Below are 14162 nucleotides of genomic sequence, written 5' to 3'. Positions count from 1 at the left end.
AAAACTCAGATCCCCACAGTGAAGCCGTCGGACCAGACTCGCATCTCCTGGATGAGCGCGTCCCAGGCACCCGTCAGCAGGAGTATCCCGGTCACGATCATCATGCCGCCGCCGATCCGCATGACCCAGGCGTAGTGGCGCTTGACCCAGCCGAACGCGCCGAGTGCCTTGCGGAAGGCGACCGCCGCCAGGACGAAGGGGACACCGAGCCCGATGCAGTACGCCACGGACAGGACGGCTCCGCGGCCCGCGGTCCCCTGCTGCATGGCGAGAGCGGTGACCGAGGAGAGGGTCGGGCCCAGACACGGTGTCCAGCCGATCCCGAAGAGCGCGCCGAGCACCGGCGCGCCCACCAGCCCGGTCACCGGCCTCTTGTGGATGCGGAACTCGCGCTGGGTCATCCAGGGCATCAGCCCCATGAAGAAGATCCCCATCAGGATCATCAGCATGCCGAGGGCCTTGGTGAGGATCTCGCTGTGCTCCAGGAAGTTCTGGCCGAAGTAGCCGAACAGCGCACCGCCGGAGACGAAGACGACGGTGAAGCCGAGTACGAACAGCGAGGCACCCGCGACCATCCGGCCGCGCCGGGCCTCTGCCAGGTCGGTGCCGCTGACCCCGGTGACGTAACTCAGGTAGCCGGGCACCAGGGGCAGGACGCAGGGCGAGAAGAAGGAGACGAGGCCGGCGAGCAGGGCGATGGGCAGGGCCACCAGAAGGGCCCCGCTGAGGACGGTCTCGTTGTCCCCCGTGTACGCGGCTAGCTGGAACACGGGGTCACTTCTCCGCGATCAGCGGGTCGATCATCTGGTGCAGCTTCTCCGCGTCGAGGCCGCCGATCTTGCGGGCGGCGAGCTTGCCGTCGCGGTCGATGACCACGGTGGAGGGGATCGTCTGCAGGTTCAGCGTGCCCTTGGGGAAGCGGAGGATGAGCTTTCCGGTCGGGTCGTACAGGCTGGGGTACGTGACGCCGTAGTTCTTCTCGAAGTTGACCCCCAGCATCTTCTCGGGGTCGCGTGTGTTGATGCCGACGAACTGGACGCCCTGACCCTCGGTCTCCCCGGCGACCTTCACCAGGTGCTTGGCCTCCGCGCGGCAGGGACCGCACCACGAGCCCCATACGTTGAGGACGACGACCTTGCCCTTGTAGTCGGCGACGTCCAGCGGCTTGCCGTCGAGGGTGGTGCCGTCGAGCTTCGGCGCGTCGGTGCGTTCACCCGCGGCGACGGTGGAGATGCCGCTGCTGCCGGTGACGAAGTTCGTGTTGCCGCCGCCGCCGGACTTGATGTCGTCGCCACCGCACGCGGACAGCGTCAGGGCGCCGGCCACCACGGTGGCGGCGAGCAGGATGGAGCGGCGTCGGGGTGCGCGGCCAGAGCTCATGTGAAAAGTTTCGCATGGCAGTTCCGAAGATCTTCCGCACCCCCCTCGATGCCCGTAAAGCCCCTTGTCAGGCCTGTTTAAAGAAGGCGTTCCAGCCGCCGGCCGGAGCTTGACCGACCTCGAGCGTGCGCAGTTTCGCGAGTACCGCCGGATCCTGGACGTCGAGCCAGTCGACGAACTGCCGGAATGAGACGAGGCGCACATCCGGCTTGCCCGCGATCTTTTTGATCACTTCCTCGACGGCGTCCATGTAGATACCGCCGTTCCACTCCTCGAAGTGGTTGCCGATGTAGAAAGGCGCGCGATTCGTCTCGTAGGCGCGGTCGAAACCCGCGAGGTAGGCGCCGGTGGCCTGGTCGCGCCAGCCCGGATAACGCGACGGCATGCCCTTGGTCGAATTCTTCGACTGGTTGGCGAGGATGTTGTAGTCCATGGAGAGGACTTCGAAGGAGTGGCCCGGGAACGGCACGCCCTGCAGGGGGAGGTCCCAGATTCCCTGGCGCTTCTCCGGCCACATCTGCAGGCCGCCGGGTGAGCTCGCGTCGTAGCGCCAGCCCAGCTGTCTCGCGGTCGGCAGGAGGTTGTCCTGACCGAGCAGACAGGGAGTGCGTCCGCCGACCAGTTCCTTGCGGTAGTCGAACGGCAGCGGCTCGACGTCTTCCCAGCCGGTGTTCGTCCGCCATTCGGTGACGAAGGAGATCGCCTGGTCGATCTCACTCTGCCATTGCGCGGGCGTCCAGTTCCCCACGGATCCGGAGCCGGCGCAGAAATGCCCGTTGAAGTGGGTGCCGATCTCGTGCCCGTCGAGCCAGGCCTGCCGTACGTGGGTGAGGGTCTGCTTGACGTGGTCGTCGGTGAGATAGCCGATGTCGGAGGCGCCCCGGGGATTGTTGGGCGGCCGGTAGAGGGACTTCTTCGACTCGGGCAGTACATACAGACCGGAGAGGAAGAAGGTCATCGCCGCGTCGTGTTCCCTGGCGAGTTCCAGAAAGCGCGGGAAGAGGCCGTTGCCGACCTCGCCGGCCCCGTCCCAGGAAAAGATCACGAACTGCGGCGGCGTCTGGCCGGGTTCGAGCGGCACCGGTGCGGTGGGCTGATTCGGCTGTTTTCCGGTGTCGGCCGTGGAACCGTCACCGATGAGCCGGACGTGCTTCTTGGGAGGCCCCCCGCCGTTCCCGTGCGTGCCCTTGTCCCCCTTGGGGCTTTTCTCAGGTCCGGGCCGGCCGTTGTCCGGAGAGCCGAAGGAGCCGCAGCCGGTCATCGAGAGTGCGGCTGCGGCTCCGAGTCCGGCCCCGAGGAGGCCCCTTCGGTCGATCTCACGCATAGCGTCCCCATCTGCGGTCGTTTTACCTCATTGCCATACAAACTGGCGATGGCTTAGATGAGGCGACCAACACGGTGGTTCCACTGATAATCATAAAAGTTGTTACGTGATCAGACCCTTACAGGTACTCCACATAACGATGGCCGGACAGCCGGGCGTATCGGGCTTCAGGTCCTTCGCCCGTAACGGGGCCGGCACGCTCCGGGCGAGAGCCCTTACGCCCCGAACGCCTTCGACGTCCCCTTGCCCGGCTTGGCCCCGGCCAGCAGATGCGCCGGCACCAGGTCCCTGGCCGGCTCCGTGTACCCGACCGACACGATCTTGTCGCCCTGGTACGTGAAGCTCGTCAGCGAGGCCAGGGTGCACTGCCGCTTGCGCGGGTCGTGCCACAGCCTGCGCCGCTCCACGAAGCTCCGCACGATCCAGATCGGCAGCTGGTGGCTGACGCAGACCGCCTCGTGGCCGCGGGCGGCGTCGCGCGCCGCGTCCAGGGCGCCCATCATCCGTACGACCTGCTCGATGTACGGCTCGCCCCAGGAGGGCTTGAACGGATTGGTGAGGTGGCGCCAGTTCTCCGGCTTGCGCAGCGCGCCGTCACCCACCCCGAAGGTCTTGCCCTCGAAGACGTTGGCCGCCTCGATGAGGCGCTCGTCGGTGGCCAGGTCCAGGCTGTGCGACTTGGCGATCGGCGTGGCCGTCTCCTGGGCGCGCTCCAGCGGGGAGGCCGAGACGTACGTGACGTCGCGCTTCTCCAGGTGCTCCGCGACCCGGTCGGCCATCTCCCGTCCGAGCTCGGAGAGGCTGAAGCCGGCGCGGCGCCCGTAGAGCACCCCGTCCGGGTTGTGCACCTCACCGTGGCGCATCAGGTGGACGACGGTGATGTCCTTCGCACTGTTCTCGCTCATGCGGTGGCCTCCGATGCGGCGCGCGCGGCGGCGGGCAGGGCGGCGGCGACCCGCTCGATCGCCCGGGAGTCGTGGGCCGTGGAGACGAACCACGACTCGAACGCGGACGGCGGCAGGTAGACACCCTGCTCCAGCATCGCGTGGAAGAAGGCGGTGAAGCGGAAGGCGTCCTGCTTCTTCGCGTCCTCGTAGTCGCGGACGGGCCGGTCGGTGAAGAAGACGGAGAACATGTTGCTCGCCGCCGACACCGTGTGCGCGACACCCTCCTTGGTGAACGCCTCGCTCACCAGCGCCCGCAGCTCCGCGGAGACCGCGTCGACCTTCTCGTAGGCCGCGTCGTCGAGCAGCCGCAGCTGGGCGAGACCGGCTGCGGTGGCGACGGGGTTCCCGGACAGGGTTCCCGCCTGGTAGACGGGCCCTGCGGGGGCGAGGTGCGCCATCACGTCGGCACGGCCGCCGAAGGCCGCGGCGGGGAAGCCGCCGCCCATGACCTTGCCGAAGGTCATGAGGTCGGGCCGCACGCCGTCGATGCCGTACCAGCCCGCCTTGGACGTGCGGAATCCGGTCATCACCTCGTCGGAGATGTACAGCGCGCCGTCGGCCGCGCAGATCTCCTTCAGCCCGGCGTTGAAGCCGTCCCCGGGCGGGACGACGCCCATGTTGCCCGGTGAGGCCTCGGTGATCACGCACGCGATCTCGCCCGGCTGCGCCGCGAACGCCGCGCGCACGGCCTCCAGGTCGTTGTACGGCAGCACGATCGTGTCACCGGCCTGGGCGCCGGTGACCCCGGGCGTGTCGGGAAGGCCGAAAGTGGCGACCCCGGAGCCGGCTGCGGCCAGCAGCGCGTCGACGTGCCCGTGGTAGCACCCGGCGAACTTCACGACCTTCGCCCGGCCGGTGAAACCGCGGGCGAGCCGGATCGCGGACATCGTCGCCTCGGTGCCGGACGACACCAGCCGCACCTGCTCGACGGGCTCGACCCGGGACACGATCTCCTCGGCGAGCGCGACCTCGCCCTCACCCGGCGTACCGAAGGAGGTACCGCGGGCCACCGCGTCCTGCACGGCCGCGACGACTTCGGGGTGCGCGTGCCCGAGGATCATCGGCCCCCAGGAGCACACGAGGTCGACGTACTCACGGCCGTCGGCGTCGGTGAGGTACGGACCCGTACCGGACACCATGAACCGGGGCGTACCGCCCACGGCCCGGAAGGCACGTACGGGAGAGTTCACGCCGCCGGGCGTCACGCGGGACGCGCGGTCGAAAAGCGTCTGTGAAACTGGGGCTTCGTATGAATACGCCACTTTGGTCCTGATCTGCGATTCGGGGGGGTCGGGGGCACGACCGGAATCTCCGGCCACCGGTGAGCAGGGAGCGCACTCTCCCCGTATGAGGCTCGTACAACGAAAGGGCGTCAGTCTCCTCGCGTCTGCAAAACTGGGGCGTCATAGGGAAAGCTCACACATGCCATGGTGTCAGAGGCACACGCGGTCTTGCGGACAGGTGTTTCACCGCACGTTCGCTGGGGAGGTCACTGAGACGGTGATCGGGTTGCGCGGCGGGGCTGTGTCTCCTAAGAAGTAGTCGGGTGGATGAGATATGCATCGCGGTGGCGGAGTGGGCGAAGGGACCGACGACCTGGGGCCCGAGCCTGCCCGGCGAGGGCGGCACCGGCGTGAGGCCGAGCGGGTACGGGACGACCGGGCGGCCGGTGTCGAGGTGCCCGGGAGCAGGAGCAGTGGACGGGTGGGGGTGACCTACAAGTATTTCGGGGCCCCCGACGGGGCCACTGCCGCACGCGTGCCCATTTCCATGCGGCCCGAGGAGCTCGGTGGTGACGAACTGGGCATGGGAGGCATGTTCAGCAAGATCAAGCCGGAGACGGTGGCGGCCATGGTCCTCACCGGCATACAGGGCATACCCCTGCACAAGGTCCCCCCGCTGGAACTGGTCGTGCTCCATCCCGACTACGCGGTGGTCAAGCTCCCGATGACGGTCGTCGACCCGCTGAGGGACGTCGGCGAGGAGTCGGTCGGTGCCGCCGCCTTCATCTGGTCCACGGTGCCGGACCGCGGGGGGCCGCGCGACGCGTTCAACGTCTACCAGCTTCTCCACGAGTGGCAGGACTTCTCGTACCGGCTGCATGACGCCGGACACCAGGCCTACTGCCTGGTGTGGCCCTGAGTGCTTGCCACCCCTGGTCACTCCGCGTCTGCCCGGTCGTAGAACATATGACGCATGACGGCAGATGAGGTGCCCGTGGTCGTGGAGACCACGGACGACGGCGTGGTCCTGATCCGTGTCCGCGGGAGCCTGGACGGGTGGTCGGGCTCCTCCGCGCTGGTCGGGGCGCTGGAGGAGGCGGCCAGGAGCGGCGGGCGGCTGACCGTGGCCGACCTGTCCCGGTTGCAGTTCGCCGACTCCACGGGGCTGCACGCCCTGCTCGACGCACAGCACCGCCATGCCGAGGCCGGGGTGCGGCTGGTGCTGGCGGGGCCGCTCGGCACGGCGGTGCTCAGGCTCTTCGAGGTCTCGGGCACTTCCGGCGCCTTCACGTTCGCCGACTCGGTGGACGCGGCGCTGACATGCTGACCGCCTGCCCGCGCCGCTCCTCGGCGGGCTTCGTGCCGAGGAGTGTGACCGGGCGCCGTTCGGGCAGGTGACGGAGCGATGAACGGGGAACGAGACGAGCTGTGGGACGGCGGGGCTCCGGCCGATGGGCCGGAGGACGCCGTCGGCCCAGCTGCTCAGGACGGACCTGCCGGCACGGGCGGCGTGCCGCGGAACGCGGCTGCCGCGCGCGACGCCGTCACCCGGCTCCTGGAAGCGCAGTTCTGTGGGCTGGGCGGTGAGGGACCGGCCGATGTCGTGGTGGCCGACGCCTTGCTGGTGACCTCGGAGCTGGTGACCAACGCGGTCAGGCACGGCGGCGGGCTCACCGGGTTCCGGGCGGAGATCATCGGCGACGGCCTCCTCCTCACCGTGACCGACGCCAGTACACGGCCACCGGTCACCACGGAACGTGATCCGGCCGCCGCACCCGACGGTGGCTACGGCTGGCTCCTGGTACGCCGGCTGGCGAAGCGCGTCGCCATCACGTACCTCCCCGACGGCAAGCACATCGTCGCGCTGGTGGCACTCGTCTGAACGAGGCGTCGGGGCAATCCTCCTCCCCCCGCGAGGGTCACGAAGGGCCGGCGCCCGTAGGGACGCCCTCCGCGCGTGCGGAGGCGGGCAGTTGGCATAATTTCCCCATGGTCCGCGAGCCCTTCGACAACTCCGCGCCGGCCTCGTCCGTGGTCGTGGCCGAAGGCGCGATCAACGGGTACTGGGTCGTCCGGGCCCAGGGTGATCTCGACTCGGACACCGTCGATCCGCTCTTCCTCGCCATGTGGCAGGCCGTCCCGGGGCATGAGGTGGTCGTCCTGGACGCGTCCGCGGTCACGTTCGCGGACTCCTCGCTCCTCGGTCTGCTCCTCGAGGTGCACCAGCGGACGGAGTTGCGCATCGCCGCACCGGGAGCGGCCCTGACACGGCTCCTGCGGATCGCGGGGGTCGACCAGGTGCTCCGGATCCATCCCACGCTCGACGCGGCCCTCGCCGCGCCGCCGCCCGCCTCCTGACCGGCGCCCGCCTTGTGACCGTGGCCATCTCCTGACCGGCGCCCGCCGATGCGGCGCCGCGTCAGCCGGAGGGGGAGGGCGGCGGCACGGCCTGGCGCCGCGCCTCGGCGGGCAGCGGGGGGCCGTCCTCCGTCCGCTCGGCCTGCCGGCCGGCGCCGTCGAGGGCGAAGAGCCGGCGGGTCCCGGTGACGTCCAGGATCCTCAGGAGGAAGGCGGGCGGGTTCTCCAGGTGCAGCACCACGCCGCGGGACGTCGTGCCGCGGTGGATCAGCAGCAGGCCGGAGACACCCGTCGAGTCGCACAGCCGTAGCCCGGCGCAGTCCAGGAAGAGGTCACGCAGCCCCGGATCGGCGGCGAGGCAGGCCTGCGCCCGCTCCACGAACTGATCACTGGTGTCGTAGTCCAGGTCACCGGCGAGACGCAGACGTACGGCACCCGGACCGGCTTCGACTGCCAGGGTGAGGGGCGGACAGGGACGATCGGTCATCCGAGGCTCCGGGGTTGTGGCCGGCGGATGCCAGGAGGGCGTCCACAACGGCGCGCGCCTGGCCGAGCAGCCGGGTCGATCGGGGGAAGTCCTTGAGCTCCGTCTCCAGGACGTCGAGGACCGGTGGCAAGGAGGCGGCCGGAACCCGTCGGGCTTCGAGGATGCCCGCCGTCCACGCCAGGAAGCCGGTGAACAGTTCGCCGTCGTCCATGTAGAGGGCCACGCCCAGGTACTCGACGATGTGGGCGATGTCCTGTGCCGTGTGCTCGCGTTGCCGTTCCGTGTAGGCCGCTGCCGCGGGGAAGCGGCTCTCGAGCTGGGTCAGCACCGCCCGCACGAGCTGCGGCCTGCTGCGGACGACGAGGGTGTACTCCTGGTCGCCGAGGTGCGGCAGATCGTCGATCTGCTGCCGGCCGGCGGCCGGGACCGGCACCGGTATGCGGTCCGCGATGCGCCGCGCCGCGGAGCGCGCGTCAGGCGCCCAGGCGTCGGCACCCAGGCGGCGCGCGTACCGGCCGTCGGGCCCGAACGCCGCCCCACCCGCCAGTACGGGCACCCCTGCCGCCTGGCAGGCGGTGATCGCCGCGTGCGCGGTGGGCAGCCGGGCGGGGAGGGACGAGGACAGCGCCACCACGTCCGCCCCGTTGCTGTGCAGGTGTGCGACGAGCTGCGGTGTGGGCACCTGCGCCCCCAGGAAGTCGACCTGCCATCCGCGCAGCGTGAGCACCTCGGCCAGCAGACGGGCCGGCAGCACATGCCATTCCTGGTCCACGCAGGCCACGGTGACCCGCCCCAGCCGCGGCGTGACGCGCACGGCCGGGTGGTGGGCGAGCGCGGCGATGATCCGCTCGGCGATGGCGCTCGCCGCATGTTCCTGCGCGACGCCGAGACGGTTGGCCGCCCACTCGGAGCCCACCCGTGCCTGGACGGGGGCGATGACGTCCAGCAGCACGGCCTCCGCGTCGATCCCGTCGTCCAGGGCGGTGAACACCACCTGGGCGGCGGCGTGTTCGTTCCGCTCGATGACCGCGACCCACAACCGGTCCTGCAGGCCGCGTGTCCGGTGCGCGGCGGGAGTCCGTGTGCTCATGCCGTGTACCTGCCCCGGGTGTGGCCGTCCACCGCACTCAGATGGGTCGTCAGCGGGGCGGTGATCGCGACGAGCGCCATGTCGTCGTGCCGGCCGTCCTGCAGCCACTGGGACACGAGCATCTGGACACGCTCGACCACGGCGGTGCCCGGCATGCCCCCGCACTCCTCCAGGGCCCGCATCAGCCGCTCCTCGCCGAACAGCTCGTCGCCGAGGGGTCCGCCTCGCGCCTCGGTGACGCCGTCGGTGTAGAGCAGGCACGTCTCGCCGGGGTCGAGACCGGCCTCCACCGTGTGGGCCTCGATGTGGGGCAGCGCCCCGACCAGGGTGCCCCGGGTGTCGATCTCCTCGACACGGCCGTCGCTGCGGATCACCAGGGGGGCGGGGTGGCCCGCCGACGTGAGGCGCAGACGCACCCGGTTCTCCTCGCGGCGGACCGAAGCCAGCACCAGGGTCGCGAAGCGTGTGTGGTGCGAGTTCAGGAGCGCCCCGTTGAGCAGCCGCAGCATCCGTTCGTGGTCGTCCGCCATCGGCGTCAGCGCCTGGACCGTGTTGCGGATCTTGCCGGTGAGTACCGCTGCGTCCAGGCCCTTTCCGCACACGTCACCGAGGACCACCAGAGAGGCGTCGCCGGGGGTGCTGCCGGGGTGTACGTCGTAGAAGTCGCCGCCCACCCGGTCCCGCGCGGCAGCGGGCTGGTAGCCGCCCGCGAACTCGACCCCGTTCACCCGGTCCAGCCGGGGTGGCAGCAGGTCCCGCATCAGGGTCCGCGTTATGTCGCTCTGCTCCGCGTACAGCCGCGCGGCGGACAGGGCGGCCCCGGCCCTGGCGGCGAACAGCCGGGCGAAGACCTCCTCGGTCTCGTCGAACTCGGTGGAGCCCGTGCTGCGCAGGAGGACCAGGACGCCTGCCGGTACTCCGTGGCCGGGCAGCGGGGTGATGGCAGCCGAACCGACGGTGCCGGTGAACTGCTCCGGAAGGAGCCAGTCGGGCAGTGAGGCCGGGTCGATCCACCGGGAAGGGACAGGCGGGAAGCCCTGCAGCGCCTCGCTCAGACCGGGGACCCGGGCGGGGTCCGCCGTCACCGTCCCACGGTCCGCCGCACCGCCCCCGACCGCGTAGGCCATGGGCAGCTTCCGCCCGGAGGCCGGCACGATGACGACCGCGGCCTCGGCGAGGTGCTGGGAAGCGAGCTGGGCGGTGACCTGCATGCAGCGGTCGGTGTTCAGCGAAGCCAGCAGGATGTTCGAAGCTTCGGCCAGGAAGGCGGTGCGCTCCCGCTCCGTGGCCAGTTCCTCCTCGATGAGATGCCTGCCGGTGTCGTCGACCAGCCACCACACCACGTCGCCGTCCTGGTTCGGCGCGGGATGCGCCACGAAGCTCCGCGTACCGATCCGGCCGCGGAAAGCCGGCGGGCGTGGCGCGGACGCCGGAACGGCACCGGCCGGACGGCCGGCGAGGTTCACCGTTTCCTGATGGGCGTGAGCCAGCCAGGACGGCACCGCCTCCGACAGTGCGAGGCCCCGGCCCACGTCCTGGAGGAGCGCGGCGGCGGCCGGATTCAGGTCGACGACGTTTCCCGCTCTGTCGACGACGACGGCGGCGTACGGGGCCTGGCCCCACCGGTCGGACTCTGCATGTTGCTTGGTTCTCGTGGCGATGTGTTCCTTCAGACGGGCCATGAGGGGGGACCCGCCTGTGGCGAGTCGCACCACCTTCCAACTGGACGACGAAAAATACTTTCCTCCCGGCAACCATTGCCCAGTCGGGGAGCGGATGGCAACCCACCCTCGCGCCACTGGGTCCTTCCGGAGCAGTGTGCACATCGTCTGCCCGGCGAACCTTCACAAGAAGCACACAGTCCGTGCCGGGCGCGGTCGCGGGCGGGGCGGCGTGCCGGACGAAGAAGCCTGCGCCCATCTCCTCAGCCTGCCCCCGGCCGACCGAGTCAGTCACGGCATGACCGGCACGGCACCGCCTCCCGATGGCCTATCGTCGATGACGCGGCTGCTCGCACCGGCCGGCTCGGCCGGCTCGTTTCCCAGCGCTCACCCGGGAGTGACACATGCGCGAGGATTCCGCCCCGGCCCCCCAGGAGGCACCGGACGGCCTCTCCGATGCCGGGCAGATGCTGGACCTCATCGAACGCGCCTGGGAACGCAGTCGGGACGCCTTCGACACCGATCCCGTCCCTCCGAACCAGACCCGGGTCATGGACGTCGTCGACCGCATGCCGGGGATCAACATGGGCGACCTGGGACGGCAGCTCGCGATGGCCGCGCCCTCGGTGAGCCGCATGTGCGATCGGCTCCAGGCCGCCGGTCTCCTCCGCAGGACTTCGACGGCCGAGGACCGCCGTGAGGTACAGCTGCGACTCACCGACGTCGGAGCGGCGCATCTGGGCGTACTCAGGCACCGTCGACAGCAGTTCCTGCGAGAGACCATGAACGACATGGCCCCGACCGCCCGCCGCGCCCTCGCCACCGGCCTCTCGGCGTTCTGCGAGGCGGCCGCCGCGCCCCCGCAGACGGCGAGCCGCCCCTACGGGCACCGGCGCAGCGCGTAGACGACACGTACGCAGGGCTCGGCCGACGCACGAGCGCGGAGTCAGGCTGACGCACGGGCACAGAGTCGCCGACGCGCGAACGCGGAGTCAGACTGACGCGCGAACGCGGAGCCGCCGACGCACGAGCACCGGACCGGGCCGGGAGTGGGGCGCCGGAGAGTCCCCAACGGCGGCTCGGCCCGCTCGACGGCGTCGCGAGCACTCTTCGGCCAATCATTGGCCGAAGACCGCTCTTCAGTCGCTGCGCCGGGTCTGCCGATGCTGGGAGAACGACTCCGGAGGAGGCCTCTGCATGGATGACCTGCTGCTCATCCTGACCGTCCCGGCCGTGGTCATCGCGAGCGGGGTGTACTCGTACCGGCGATGCCGACGGCATCGCGACCGTCCTCCGTCCCCGTACACCCGCCAGGCAGCCCGTCTCGCCGCACGCGACGCCGTGATCCTCGCCGAGGCCGCGGTCGGCAGCGCCTACGCCACCCTGGGCGGGCTCTACGACGACCCACCCGCCCCGCACCCGGCTGCGCGCACCCCCACCGTCCGAGGCGGGACGCACGCCACTGAGGATCGCGGCCCGTCACTGCCGGTACCCGCTCGAAGGCGGTAGTCCCGGACGCCACGGGGGAAGGGCCCGCCGAACGCCCTCGTCCGCCTGGCCTGCGGGGTCTTCTCGGCGAGCCCCGGTTCCGGTTCCGCCACCCCTCGGGGGCGGGCGTGAAGCCTTGGCCCGTCCGCCCGCGCCAGGTCCCGGGTGCCTGTCACCGATCCCTTGCACGACGGGGCCGGCCTGCGCCGCGGCCCGGTCGAGGAGTTCACCGACCTTCTTCATGGATGTGACGTCGCGCCCGGCCCTGCCCGTCGTCCTGAACAGACGCGACAGCGGCCCGGCGACTAGCGACCGGCAACCGGCAACCGGCAACCGGCGGCCTAGGATCCGGTACATGGCCGCCTCACCACGCGAGACGCGGGGCATCGTCGACGCTCCGGACCTGTTCACGCGCGTGCGCTTCCGGCTCCGCGAACCCGCGCCCGGGCTGCGGCACTGGCTGGAGCACTACTGGCTGATCGACTGGGACCTCACCGAGCCCTACGTCTCGCAGGTGGTGCCGCACCCCTCGGTGCATCTGGTCTTCCAGCGGTCCGAGTCGGGCAGCCCTGCGGAGCGCGCCGGACACGCCGAGGTCTACGGCATCGTCCAAGGGCTCTTCAGCCGCCGGCTCGAAGGCCGGGGCCGGGTGTGCGGTGTCAAGTTCCGGCCCGGCGGCTTCCGGCCGTTCGCCCCGCACCGGCCGGTGTCGGCGTGGACCGGGCGGCAAGTTCCGGCCGCCGAGGTGCTGGCCGCCCCCGCGCCCGGGGCGGTGCTCGATCCCCCCGATGAGGACGCCCGGGTCGCGGCCCTCGACGCGTACCTGCTGCCACTGGCCCCCCGGCCGGACCCGCAGGCCGACCGCGCCATGGCGCTCGCCGAGCTCGTACGCACGGACCGCTCGCTGCTGCGGGTCGACGCGCTCGCGCGGGCGGAGGGCCTGTCGGCGCGCTCACTGCAGCGGCTCTTCTCCACGTACGTGGGTGTCGGGCCCAAGTGGGTCATCCTCCGGCACCGCATCCACGAGGCCCTGCAGCGCGCCGGGACGGACCCGGAGCCCGACTGGGCCGCGCTGGCTGCCGATCTCGGCTACAGCGACCAGGCGCACATGGTGCGGGACTTCACCGCGACGGTGGGCGCGCCGCCGACGGCGTTCGCACCCCGCTGACACCGCGGCCTCGCCGGTGCGCCCGCCAACTGGAGCCCGAGGGCCCTCGTGCACGTCACACCCCCGAGCTCACACCCCTGAGCTCACACCCCCGAGCTCACACTCCTGTGCTCACGCCTCCGAGCTCACACCCCCGGGCTCGTCCCCCGGGTTCGCGCCCGCCTCCGACCGCTCGTCGCCGCGGCCCGCGCAGTGGCATCCTGACGGGGTGAACGGACCCGAGATCGACTTCGAAGTGGCCCCGGAGCTGCGGCTCTTCGTCGCCCACGAGCGCCGCCAGGGGCGCACCGCCGTCGTCACCGACGGCTCCTCGACCCTGGGGCACGTCGTGGAGTCCCTCGGCGTCCCGCTCACCGAGGCCGGGCAGCTCCTCGTCGACGGACGCCCCGTGCCCGCCTCCCACATCCCCGTGGCCGGCGAGCGGATCGAGGTACGGGCGGTGCGACGCCCCCAGCAGGTGCCGGGCGCGCCGCTGCGCTTCCTGCTCGACGTCCATCTGGGAACGCTGGCCCGCCGGTTGCGCCTGCTGGGCGTGGACGCGGCGTACGAGAGCACGGACATCGGCGACCCGGCGCTCGCGACCCTCTCGGCGCAGGAGCGGCGGGTACTGCTCTCCCGCGACCGGGGCCTGCTCAGGCGCAGGGAGATCTGGGCGGGGGCCTACCTCTACAGCGACCGCCCCGAGGAGCAGCTGCGCGACGTCCTGAGCCGCTTCACCCCGGCGCTCGCACCCTGGACCCGCTGCACCGCCTGCAACGGGGAACTCGCGGAGGCCGACAAGGACTCCGTGAGCGGCCGGCTGGAGCAGGGCACCCAACGGACCTACGACGTGTTCGCGCAGTGCACCGCCTGCGGGCGGGTGTACTGGCGGGGCGCCCACCACAGCCGCCTGGAGGTCATCGTGGCGGACGCGGTGCGCGAGTTCGGTGAGGCGGGGACCGGGACCAGGCCCTCCGCCTGAGGCACGGGCCGGGCCCCGGCCGTACGCGAACACGGATCAGGTGGCCTCTCGTTCGGGACATGCCGGGCTCGTGTG

16 protein-coding genes are annotated in these 14162 nt (G+C 71.1%); 8 read left to right on the top strand and 8 right to left on the bottom strand.

The window, feature by feature from the left end; all coding sequences use genetic code 11:
* Window positions 1-5: 5 nt before the first annotated feature.
* The 5 genes from QFZ58_RS21395 to hemL all read right to left on the bottom strand — a co-directional run bounded on the left by QFZ58_RS21395 (window position 6) and on the right by hemL (window position 4913).
* A complete protein-coding gene (locus QFZ58_RS21395; protein WP_307126515.1) occupies window positions 6-770 on the bottom strand; it encodes a cytochrome c biogenesis CcdA family protein in 765 nt (254 codons plus the stop codon).
* Window positions 771-774: 4 nt separating this feature from the next.
* Window positions 775-1380, bottom strand: a complete 606-nt coding sequence (locus QFZ58_RS21390) for a TlpA disulfide reductase family protein (RefSeq protein WP_307126514.1) — start codon at window positions 1378-1380, stop codon at window positions 775-777.
* Window positions 1381-1447: 67 nt separating this feature from the next.
* A complete protein-coding gene (locus QFZ58_RS21385; RefSeq protein WP_307126513.1) occupies window positions 1448-2704 on the bottom strand; it encodes a hypothetical protein in 1257 nt (418 codons plus the stop codon).
* A 215-nt stretch (window positions 2705-2919) separates the two neighbouring features.
* Complete coding sequence (locus tag QFZ58_RS21380; protein ID WP_307126512.1) at window positions 2920-3609, bottom strand: histidine phosphatase family protein; 690 nt, start codon at window positions 3607-3609, stop codon at window positions 2920-2922.
* Window positions 3606-4913 (bottom strand): glutamate-1-semialdehyde 2,1-aminomutase, encoded by a 1308-nt coding sequence (hemL, locus tag QFZ58_RS21375; RefSeq protein WP_307126511.1) that lies wholly within the window; start codon window positions 4911-4913, stop codon window positions 3606-3608. The genes QFZ58_RS21380 and hemL overlap by 4 nt, the downstream gene beginning before the upstream one ends.
* Window positions 4914-5208: 295 nt before the next feature.
* On the opposite strand from hemL, the gene QFZ58_RS21370 reads away from it, so the two are divergent.
* The 4 genes from QFZ58_RS21370 to QFZ58_RS21355 all read left to right on the top strand — a co-directional run bounded on the left by QFZ58_RS21370 (window position 5209) and on the right by QFZ58_RS21355 (window position 7232).
* Window positions 5209-5793: a hypothetical protein gene (locus QFZ58_RS21370; protein ID WP_307126510.1), complete on the top strand. Its 585-nt coding sequence runs from the start codon at window positions 5209-5211 to the stop codon at window positions 5791-5793.
* 54 nt (window positions 5794-5847) lie between these two features.
* Window positions 5848-6201 carry an STAS domain-containing protein gene (locus QFZ58_RS21365; RefSeq protein WP_307126509.1) on the top strand — a complete coding sequence of 118 codons (354 nt, stop codon included), beginning with the start codon at window positions 5848-5850 and terminating at the stop codon, window positions 6199-6201.
* 78 nt (window positions 6202-6279) lie between these two features.
* Window positions 6280-6756, top strand: coding sequence for an ATP-binding protein (locus QFZ58_RS21360; protein WP_307126508.1), 477 nt, complete (start codon window positions 6280-6282; stop codon window positions 6754-6756).
* A gap of 107 nt (window positions 6757-6863) precedes the next feature.
* On the top strand, window positions 6864-7232 hold the full coding sequence (locus QFZ58_RS21355) for an STAS domain-containing protein (RefSeq protein WP_307126507.1): 369 nt from the start codon (window positions 6864-6866) through the stop codon (window positions 7230-7232).
* 61 nt (window positions 7233-7293) lie between these two features.
* On the opposite strand, the gene QFZ58_RS21350 is transcribed toward QFZ58_RS21355, so the two are convergent.
* Genes QFZ58_RS21350 through QFZ58_RS21340 form a run of 3 tightly spaced genes read right to left on the bottom strand, consistent with a single transcriptional unit; the run spans window position 7294 to window position 10491 of the window.
* On the bottom strand, window positions 7294-7719 hold the full coding sequence (locus tag QFZ58_RS21350) for an STAS domain-containing protein (RefSeq protein WP_307126506.1): 426 nt from the start codon (window positions 7717-7719) through the stop codon (window positions 7294-7296).
* Window positions 7640-8809: a B12-binding domain-containing protein gene (locus QFZ58_RS21345; protein ID WP_307126505.1), complete on the bottom strand. Its 1170-nt coding sequence runs from the start codon at window positions 8807-8809 to the stop codon at window positions 7640-7642. Before QFZ58_RS21345 ends, QFZ58_RS21350 begins: the two co-directional genes overlap by 80 nt.
* Window positions 8806-10491: a PP2C family protein-serine/threonine phosphatase gene (locus QFZ58_RS21340; RefSeq protein WP_307126504.1), complete on the bottom strand. Its 1686-nt coding sequence runs from the start codon at window positions 10489-10491 to the stop codon at window positions 8806-8808. Before QFZ58_RS21340 ends, QFZ58_RS21345 begins: the two co-directional genes overlap by 4 nt.
* Before the next feature lie 383 nt (window positions 10492-10874).
* Here QFZ58_RS21340 and QFZ58_RS21335 point away from each other — a divergent pair, with 383 nt between their 5' ends.
* From QFZ58_RS21335 to QFZ58_RS21320, 4 genes are all read left to right on the top strand, one after another.
* Entirely contained in the window at window positions 10875-11375 is a 501-nt protein-coding gene (locus QFZ58_RS21335; protein WP_307126503.1) for a MarR family winged helix-turn-helix transcriptional regulator, read from the top strand.
* A 292-nt stretch (window positions 11376-11667) separates the two neighbouring features.
* Complete coding sequence (locus QFZ58_RS21330) at window positions 11668-11979, top strand: hypothetical protein (protein WP_307126502.1); 312 nt, start codon at window positions 11668-11670, stop codon at window positions 11977-11979.
* A 334-nt stretch (window positions 11980-12313) separates the two neighbouring features.
* Window positions 12314-13126, top strand: a complete 813-nt coding sequence (locus QFZ58_RS21325) for a helix-turn-helix domain-containing protein (RefSeq protein ID WP_307126501.1) — start codon at window positions 12314-12316, stop codon at window positions 13124-13126.
* Between the two features lie 208 nt (window positions 13127-13334).
* Window positions 13335-14087 (top strand): Mut7-C RNAse domain-containing protein, encoded by a 753-nt coding sequence (locus QFZ58_RS21320; RefSeq protein ID WP_307126500.1) that lies wholly within the window; start codon window positions 13335-13337, stop codon window positions 14085-14087.
* Window positions 14088-14162: the final 75 nt, after the last annotated feature.

The organism is Streptomyces sp. B1I3 (assembly GCF_030816615.1).
Lineage (GTDB): Bacteria > Actinomycetota > Actinomycetes > Streptomycetales > Streptomycetaceae > Streptomyces.
This window is presented reverse-complemented; position numbering and strand designations above follow the sequence as displayed.

Coding starts and splice junctions, on each gene's coding strand:
- QFZ58_RS21390 (WP_307126514.1), bottom strand. CDS start 1,380: ATGAGCTCTGGCCGCGCACCCCGACGCCGCTCCATCCTGCTCGCCGCC.
- QFZ58_RS21385 (WP_307126513.1), bottom strand. CDS start 2,704: ATGCGTGAGATCGACCGAAGGGGCCTCCTCGGGGCCGGACTCGGAGCC.
- QFZ58_RS21380 (WP_307126512.1), bottom strand. CDS start 3,609: ATGAGCGAGAACAGTGCGAAGGACATCACCGTCGTCCACCTGATGCGC.
- QFZ58_RS21370 (WP_307126510.1), top strand. CDS start 5,209: ATGCATCGCGGTGGCGGAGTGGGCGAAGGGACCGACGACCTGGGGCCC.
- QFZ58_RS21365 (WP_307126509.1), top strand. CDS start 5,848: ATGACGGCAGATGAGGTGCCCGTGGTCGTGGAGACCACGGACGACGGC.
- QFZ58_RS21360 (WP_307126508.1), top strand. CDS start 6,280: ATGAACGGGGAACGAGACGAGCTGTGGGACGGCGGGGCTCCGGCCGAT.
- QFZ58_RS21355 (WP_307126507.1), top strand. CDS start 6,864: ATGGTCCGCGAGCCCTTCGACAACTCCGCGCCGGCCTCGTCCGTGGTC.
- QFZ58_RS21350 (WP_307126506.1), bottom strand. CDS start 7,719: ATGACCGATCGTCCCTGTCCGCCCCTCACCCTGGCAGTCGAAGCCGGT.
- QFZ58_RS21345 (WP_307126505.1), bottom strand. CDS start 8,809: ATGAGCACACGGACTCCCGCCGCGCACCGGACACGCGGCCTGCAGGAC.
- QFZ58_RS21340 (WP_307126504.1), bottom strand. CDS start 10,491: ATGGCCCGTCTGAAGGAACACATCGCCACGAGAACCAAGCAACATGCA.
- QFZ58_RS21335 (WP_307126503.1), top strand. CDS start 10,875: ATGCGCGAGGATTCCGCCCCGGCCCCCCAGGAGGCACCGGACGGCCTC.
- QFZ58_RS21330 (WP_307126502.1), top strand. CDS start 11,668: ATGGATGACCTGCTGCTCATCCTGACCGTCCCGGCCGTGGTCATCGCG.
- QFZ58_RS21325 (WP_307126501.1), top strand. CDS start 12,314: ATGGCCGCCTCACCACGCGAGACGCGGGGCATCGTCGACGCTCCGGAC.